Origin of the sequence: Pseudomonas sp. 39004 (assembly GCF_028682155.1) — a bacterium.
Classification (GTDB): domain Bacteria; phylum Pseudomonadota; class Gammaproteobacteria; order Pseudomonadales; family Pseudomonadaceae; genus Aquipseudomonas; species Aquipseudomonas capeferrum.
On record NZ_JANIAG010000071.1, the window covers coordinates 19,770 to 27,061 of the forward strand.

A 7,292-nucleotide genomic window follows, 5' to 3' on the forward strand; every position below is an offset into this window, starting at 1 on the left:
GCCCGACGAGCGAATAGCCTTGAGGCTCAGCCCTTGAGTTCGGTCGGCTGAATCACTTCGACCCAGTAACCATCCGGGTCCTTGACGAAGGCCAGGTGGTTCATGCGCCCATCCGTCAGGCGTTTCTGGAAGGGGACCTCGAGTGCTTCGAAGCGCGCGCAGGCTTCGCGCACGTCCGGCACCGAAATGCAGATGTGGCCGAAACCGCGTGGGTCGGTGTTGCCGTTGTGGTAGGCAAAGTCGGCGTCGTGCTCGGTGCCGTGGTTGTGGGTCAGCTCCAGAACACCTGGGATCGACTTCATCCACTGGTGGCGCGCGGCGTCATCGGCAGGGATCTGCGCCGGGTCGACCAGGGCCAGGAAGTACAGGCTGAAGGCGGCTTCGGGGAAGTCGCGTTTGTCCACCAGGCGGAAGCCCAGGACGCGGGTGTAGAAGTCCAGCGACTTCTCGATGTCCTTGACCCGCAGCATGGTGTGGTTGAAGACGAATTTGGCGGTGGCGGTATCCGGCTGCGCGGTGACGCCAGGCAGGGTTTGCAGATCGTGCAGGCTCATGGGAACTCCTGAGACGGGGCCGGGCGCGAGGCACCGGCAAAACAGACAGGCTGGCCATGATACGGCAGTGAAGCGATTGCGCAAATGAAAGCGCCCTGCACGAGGCAGGGCGCTGGAAGAGAGGCCCGCATGTGCGGGCGCGTGGGGTCGCTAGTCCTTTAGCTGTCTCGATAGTGAGCCAGCCCGTGTGAAAAAAGTGTGAAGTGCATGTGGACGTTTCATCAGCGTACCCAACTTTCTACCGTGGCGGCGCCGTACTCTTCTTTCCAGGCCTTCAGCCCGCGATGGTTACCCCCTTTGGTTTCAATCAGCTCGCCGGTGTGGGGGTTCTCGTACACCTTGACCACGCGCGGGCGGCGCTGTTGTTTGGGGGCAGTACTGGTGGCCCGGGTTGCCGCCTTGGGGTCGAGGATGGCGATGATATCGCGCAGACCCTTGTCATAGCTTTTCATCAGGCCGACTAGTTTCTGCTCGAATTCGATTTCGCGTTTGAGGCCGGCATCCTTTTTCAGCGCTTCCAGTTGAGCCATTTGTTCCTGAAGCGCTTTTTCGGCAGCACGAAACTCTGCAAGTCTGGACACTGTAATCACTCCTGTACGTCTTTCGTGGCAGGGCGTGACGAACATTGAAGTAGTACAAAACGCCGGCCACGGGGTGGGTTCCGCTGTTCGCTGACATCGAGTGTAGTCATTCATCGCTACTGGGTAAACTGCAAACTTTTTATAAGTAAGCACGGAACTTTAAAGGTTTTCCGGGCGCTATTTCGTGAGGGGTTCGAGGGCCATCGCGAACGGTTCTAGACCAAGGTCCAATGGCCTGAGCCAGAGCCTTTGCGCGATCATTTCAGATGATGCCCGGCGACTGTTCGGGCGTGTCGCAGTACCGCAGCAGGTGTTTGCTGCAGGTTGTTTTTTGCCTTTCTTTCTGGATGTTTCCACGCATGTTTGCCCCCCTCCCTCACGCCCCTGGGCGCCGTGTTGCCGGCTTGTTCCTTTTGTGTGCCGGCGTCAATGCCCAGGCCGCCGGTTTTCTTGAAGACAGCAGCGCCAAGGTCGAAGCGCGGAATGTCTACTTCAACCGCGACTTCCGTGATGGCCACAGCAGTTCCAGCCAGGGCGCCTCCAAGCGCGAAGAGTGGGCCCAAGGCTTTATCCTCAATGTGCAGTCCGGTTTTACCCAGGGGCCGGTAGGCGTTGGCGTTGATGCTATCGGCCTGTTCGGGGTAAAGCTCGATTCCAGCCCGGCGGACAGTAACAGCGGCCTGCTGCCGTCCTCTGGCCACGACCCGCGGCATTCGGCGGATCAATACGCGAAGATGGGCTTGGCGGCCAAGGTCAAAGTGTCCAACACAGTCTTCAAGTACGGCTCGATGATGCCGGACATGCCGCTGATCAAATACAACGATGGCCGCCTGCTGCCCACCCTGTTCCATGGGGCGTTGTTGACCTCGGAAGAAATACACGACCTGAAGTTCACCCTGGCGCGCCTGAACAAGTACACCGCACGGGACTCCACCGACCGCCAGGACATTCGCGTGCACTGCAAGAACAAGCGCTATGCCTGCGATATCGAAGCCGACCACTTCGACCTGGCGGGCCTCGACTACCGTTTCAGCGACCGTGTCAGTGCCCAGTACCAGGTGGCCAAACTGGAGAACATCTATCGCCAGCACTTTCTCGGCCTGGTGGCGAGCCAGCCGCTGGCGGTGGGCAGCCTGTCGGCCGACCTGCGCCTGATCAAGAGCGACGACATCGGCAATGCCCGCGCAGGCGCCATCGACCACCGTGCCTTCAGCGGCATGCTCGGCTACAGCCTGGGGGGCCACAAGGTCAGTGCCGGCTGGCAGCGCATGTACGGTGACAGCGCCATGCCGTATCTGGATGGCAGCAACCCTTATCTGGTCAACTACGCCCAGGTCAACGACTTCGCCGCCGCCCAGGAACGTTCCTGGCAACTGCGTTATGACTATGACTTCAAAGCGCTGGGCGTTCCTGGCCTGACGTTCCTCACCCGTTACATCAATGGCGACCATATCAAGGTCCCGGGCAGCACGGGCGAAGGCAAGGAATGGGAACGCGACACCGAGTTCAAGTACCAGGTGCAAAGTGGCACATTCAAGGATGTCAGCGTGCGTCTGCGCAACTCCACTTACCGCAGCAACTATGAGAAGTGGGCACGTGACATGGACGAGACTCGCGTCATCGTCAGTTACAACTTCTCCATCTTCTAACCGGTGGCTTTGCCAAAGACCCATGGCTGGCCGAGAATGGCCACGGGTAGTGGCAAAGGGCAGGGCAATGAAAGACCTGTTGTTGATTGGCATCGGCCCGGGTGATCCGCGTCAGATCACCTATGAAGCCGTCGAGGCGCTACGTCGCGCCAGCGTGTTCTTCGTGCTCGACAAGGGCACGCAAAAGGACGAACTGGTGCGCTTGCGCAAGGTGATTCTCGAGCGCTATCGACCGGAGGGTGGCTACCGGCTGGTGCAGGTGGCCGACCCTTCGCGCGACGGCCAGGCGGCGGATTATGTGGGCGCGGTGCAGGACTGGCACCGCCAGCGCGCCGCGCTGTATGCCCGCTTGATCGAAGACGAGGTGGCTGTCGGCGAAACCGGTGCCTTTCTGTTATGGGGTGAACCTGGCCTGTACGACAGCACCCTGCGCATTCTCGACCTTGTCCGCGAAGGCGGGTTGGCAGTGCGCCTGCAGGTGATCCCCGGCATCAGTAGCGTCCAGGCCCTGGCCGCTCGGCATCAGGTGCCGCTCAACCGAATCGGTGAACCGCTGACCGTGCTGCCAGGGCGCCGCCTGGCCGAGCAGGCGCGCATCGACAATGTGGTGGTGATGCTCGACGGGCAGGGCGCGTTTGCCGCGCTCGATGACCCTGAACTGATGATTTACTGGGGAGCCTACCTGGGGACCGCGGACGAGGTGCTGATTGCCGGGCCGTTGCGGGCGGTGAAGGCGAGGATTTTGCAGGTGCGGGCGCAGGAGAGGTTGCGCAAGGGGTGGATCATGGACACCTACCTGTTGCGCCGAACGCTGTAATCGATTGCGGGGGAATGGGCCTCTTCGCGGGTGGCCCGCGAAGAGCGCGCGCAGGGTTCAGGGGGTGCTCAGTATCTGCATGACCTTGTCGCGCAACTGGTCAATGCCGAACGGCTTGCTGATCATGTGCATGCCCTCTGGTACGTTGACGTTCTCGGCGTAGCCACTGGCAAACAGTACCGGCAGCAACGGGCGCAGTGCGCGTGCATGGTGCGCCAGCTCTTCGCCGCGCATGTCCGGCAGGCCCACGTCCGTCATCATCAGCGCCAAGGCCTGCGAAGCATCTTCGAGCACCTGCAAGGCGGTTGTGGCGTCTTGCGCTTCGATGACTTCGTAGCCCAAGTCGCCGAGCACTTCGACCATCAGCATGCGTACGATGTCGTCGTCTTCGACTACCAGAAGGTGCATGGTTGGGTTCCTGTGCAAATGAATGTCTTTAATCTGTACGCTGCACGCCGGCAGAAGTTCCCGAGGATACCGATCCTTGCAATCAGATGGAACGATTGGCAAACCCAGCCTTCAAATACTGGCTAAATGCCCTGCCAGGCTCGGCAAAGCTGGTTAGACTCGCTGTTATCAGTGAGCACAGTGGCAGGCAATAATAACGGTCTTTTCGCCACACTTCTTAATGGACTTTTTCGCTCGGGCGTCATCACATGATTCAAGCAGCCTCGATAGACCAGCAAAGCTTCCGCAAGCTGTTGAGCCGCAACGTCGGCCTGCCCCTTGGGGTGGGGCTTCTGGGGGCCGTGGCGTTTGTCGCGGTGATCAACTACCTGCTCTCGGCCATGCAATGGGTCGAGCATACCGATCGGGTGATCGGCAATGCCAACGAGACGGTCAAACTGTCGATCGACATGGAAACCGGCATGCGCGGCTTCCTGATCACCGGCGACGAACGCTTTCTCGACCCCTACGAGGTGGCCAAGCCTAAAATTCTCGGCAGCCTGCAAAGCTTGCGCAGCATGGTCGAGGACAACCCGCAGCAGGTTGACCGTATCGACCGGTTGATGGCCTTGCAGCAGGCCTGGAACGACTTCGGCACCCAGATGATTACCCTGCGCCGCGACCAGGGCGACTACAAGGCATCGATCGGCAACGGGCGGGGCAAGCGCATCACCGACGAAATCCGCAAGGAATTCGACGGCCTGATCAGCACCGAGCAGCAACTGCGCATGGCCCGTAACGAGAAAGTCAGCTCGGTCACCGTGACCGCGATCTCGGCCTTCGTGCTGCTCATCGTCGGCCTCAGTGCCTTGCTGGCCTACCTCGGGCGCCGCGACCTCATGGCGCTGTCGAGCAGCTACGCGGAAAACCTCGAGGCCCAGCGGCGCGCCGCCGAGCGTCTGGAACACCAGGCCTGGCTGCGCAACGGCCAGACCCAGCTGGCCCAGCAGGTGCTGGGGCAACTGACCCTGCCGATGCTCGGCGACAACATCCTGCGCTTCTTCGCGACGGCCCTGGGCAGCGTGGTCGGCGCGGTATATGTACGCGACGAGCACGGCAGCCTGGTGCGTGTGGCCAGCTATGGCCTGAGTGCCGAAGAGCAGGCCCGCGAGCAGATCAAGGGCGACCACGATGGCTTGTTGGCCCAGGCCGTGCGTGAAGGCCGGCTGTTGCGCCTGGAGGACCTGCCCGACGACTATTACCGCCTGAGTTCCGGCCTTGGCAATGGCCTGCCGCGCAGCGCACTGCTGATGCCAGCCACCGATGATGGGCAGATCAACGGCGTGATCGAACTGGGGTTCCTGCGCCCGTTGCAGGCGCGCGATGAAGAGCTGATGGAGCGGGTTGGCGGCAACCTTGGCATGTCCATCGAAAGTGCGCGTTATCGCCAGCGTCTGCAGGAAGTGCTGGCCGAGACCCAGCAGTTGAACGAAGAGCTGCAAGTGCAGCAAGAAGAACTGAAAACCGCCAACGAAGAGCTCGAAGAACAGTCCCGCGTGCTCAAGGAGTCCCAGGCCCACCTGGAGACCCAGCAGGCCGAACTGGAGCAGACCAACGAGCAGTTGTCCGAACGCACCGATGCCCTGGACCGCAAGAACGACGAGCTCAGCCAGGCCCAGCAAGAGCTGCAGGCCCGTGCTGACGACCTGCAGCGTTCAAGCAAGTACAAGTCCGAATTCCTTGCCAACATGTCCCACGAGCTGCGCACGCCGCTCAACAGCTCGCTGATCCTGGCCAAGCTGCTGGCGGAAAACGGCGAGGGCAACCTCAGCGGGGAGCAGATCAAGTTCGCCGAATCCATCTATTCGGCCGGCAACGACCTGCTCAACCTGATCAACGATATTCTCGACATCGCCAAGGTCGAGGCCGGCAAGCTTGAAGTGCGACCAGAAACCACCCAGCTGGTGCGCCTGGTCGAAGGCCTGCGCGGCATGTTCCTGCCATTGGCCGAGCAAAAGGGGCTGGTCTTCGAGGTCAAGCTCGAACCCCAAGTGCCGGTGACACTGTTCACCGACCGGCAACGGCTGGAGCAGATTCTCAAGAACTTGTTGTCCAACGCCATCAAGTTCACCGACCACGGCCAGGTCGACATGACCATCAGCTACCAGGCCGGCACCGGCATCGTGTTCGCCGTCCGCGACTCTGGCATCGGGATCGCCGCCGACCAGCAACAGGCGATCTTCGGCGCTTTCCACCAGGTCGACGGCAGCAGCAACCGCCGCTATGGCGGCACTGGGCTGGGCCTGTCGATTTCCCGCGACCTGGCGCATTTGCTGGGTGGGCAGATCAGCGTCGACAGCAGCCCGGGCCAAGGCAGCGTGTTCAGCCTGATCGTGCCGGAGCGCTACGAGGTTGAAAGCGAGGAGGTCGAGGCGCTCAGCCTGCGGCCTGCGGTCGACACACTGCCGCCAGCGCCCAAGGTTTCCACCGCCACGGCACCGAAACTGCCGGCGCTTGCCTTCGCCGATGACCGCGACCGGGCGCCGTTCGACAACCGCTGCATCCTGGTGATCGAGGATGAGCCGAACTTCGCCCGGATCCTCTTCGACCTGGCCCACGAACTGGGTTACAGCTGCCTGGTGGCCCAGGGCGCCGACGAAGGCTTCGAGCTGGCCGCGCGCTACATTCCCGACGCCGTGCTGCTGGACATGCGCCTGCCCGACCACTCCGGCCTTACCGTGCTGCAGCGCCTCAAGGAGCTGGCCGGCACCCGGCACATTCCGGTGCACATCATTTCGGTCGAAGACCGCGTCGAGGCGGCCATGCACATGGGCGCGGTGGGTTACGCGGTCAAGCCGACCAGCCGCGAAGAGCTCAAGGAAGTGTTCGCCCGCCTGGAAGCCAAACTGACCCAGAAGCTCAAGCACATCCTGCTGGTGGAAGATGACGACCTGCAGCGTGAAAGCATCGCCCGCCTGATCGGCGACGACGATGTCGAGATCACCGCCGTGGCCATGGCCCAGGACGCCCTGGCGCTGCTGCGCGAGAACATCTACGACTGCATGATCATCGACCTCAAACTGCCCGACATGCTTGGCAACGAGCTGCTCAAGCGCATGACCGCAGAGGACATCCGTTCATTCCCACCGGTGATCGTCTACACCGGCCGCAACCTCACCCGCGAAGAAGAGGCCGACCTGCTCAAGTATTCGCGCTCGATCATCATCAAGGGCGCTCGCTCGCCTGAGCGTTTGCTCGACGAAGTGACGTTGTTCCTGCACAAAGTCGAATCGCAGCTGTCCCA

The 7,292-nt window shown here is 61.6% G+C and carries 6 protein-coding genes; 3 read left to right on the forward strand and 3 right to left on the reverse strand.

The genetic code is table 11. The features are described 5' to 3' along the window. Positions 1-26 precede the first annotated feature (26 nt). On the reverse strand, positions 27-554 hold the full coding sequence (gene gloA, locus NP534_RS14115; protein ID WP_274099115.1) for a lactoylglutathione lyase: 528 nt from the start codon (positions 552-554) through the stop codon (positions 27-29). A gap of 221 nt (positions 555-775) precedes the next feature. Beyond that, positions 776-1,135, reverse strand: coding sequence for a histone-like nucleoid-structuring protein, MvaT/MvaU family (locus NP534_RS14120; RefSeq protein ID WP_033698852.1), 360 nt, complete (start codon positions 1,133-1,135; stop codon positions 776-778). Between the two features lie 359 nt (positions 1,136-1,494). Between NP534_RS14120 and NP534_RS14125 the strand changes: the two genes are divergently transcribed. Both NP534_RS14125 and cobF read left to right on the forward strand, forming a co-directional pair. Beyond that, the gene (locus tag NP534_RS14125; RefSeq protein WP_274099116.1) at positions 1,495-2,784 is read left to right on the forward strand and encodes an OprD family porin; all 1,290 of its coding nucleotides are present in this window, start codon (positions 1,495-1,497) and stop codon (positions 2,782-2,784) included. 67 nt (positions 2,785-2,851) lie between these two features. Then, entirely contained in the window at positions 2,852-3,601 is a 750-nt protein-coding gene (gene cobF, locus NP534_RS14130; protein ID WP_274099117.1) for a precorrin-6A synthase (deacetylating), read from the forward strand. Between the two features lie 57 nt (positions 3,602-3,658). Here cobF and NP534_RS14135 read toward each other — a convergent pair whose 3' ends face one another. Next, complete coding sequence (locus NP534_RS14135) at positions 3,659-4,009, reverse strand: response regulator (protein ID WP_274099118.1); 351 nt, start codon at positions 4,007-4,009, stop codon at positions 3,659-3,661. A 248-nt stretch (positions 4,010-4,257) separates the two neighbouring features. Between NP534_RS14135 and NP534_RS14140 the strand changes: the two genes are divergently transcribed. After that, on the forward strand, positions 4,258-7,292 hold a 3,035-nt coding region (locus tag NP534_RS14140), incomplete at its 3' end, for a CHASE3 domain-containing protein (protein ID WP_274099119.1).

What these genes read in the sequence shown, in the direction of transcription:
- gloA (WP_274099115.1), bottom strand. Translation starts at nt 554, where the DNA reads ATGAGCCTGCACGATCTGCAAACCCTGCCTGGCGTCACCGCGCAGCCG.
- NP534_RS14125 (WP_274099116.1), top strand. Translation starts at nt 1,495, where the DNA reads ATGTTTGCCCCCCTCCCTCACGCCCCTGGGCGCCGTGTTGCCGGCTTG.
- cobF (WP_274099117.1), top strand. Translation starts at nt 2,852, where the DNA reads ATGAAAGACCTGTTGTTGATTGGCATCGGCCCGGGTGATCCGCGTCAG.
- NP534_RS14135 (WP_274099118.1), bottom strand. Translation starts at nt 4,009, where the DNA reads ATGCACCTTCTGGTAGTCGAAGACGACGACATCGTACGCATGCTGATG.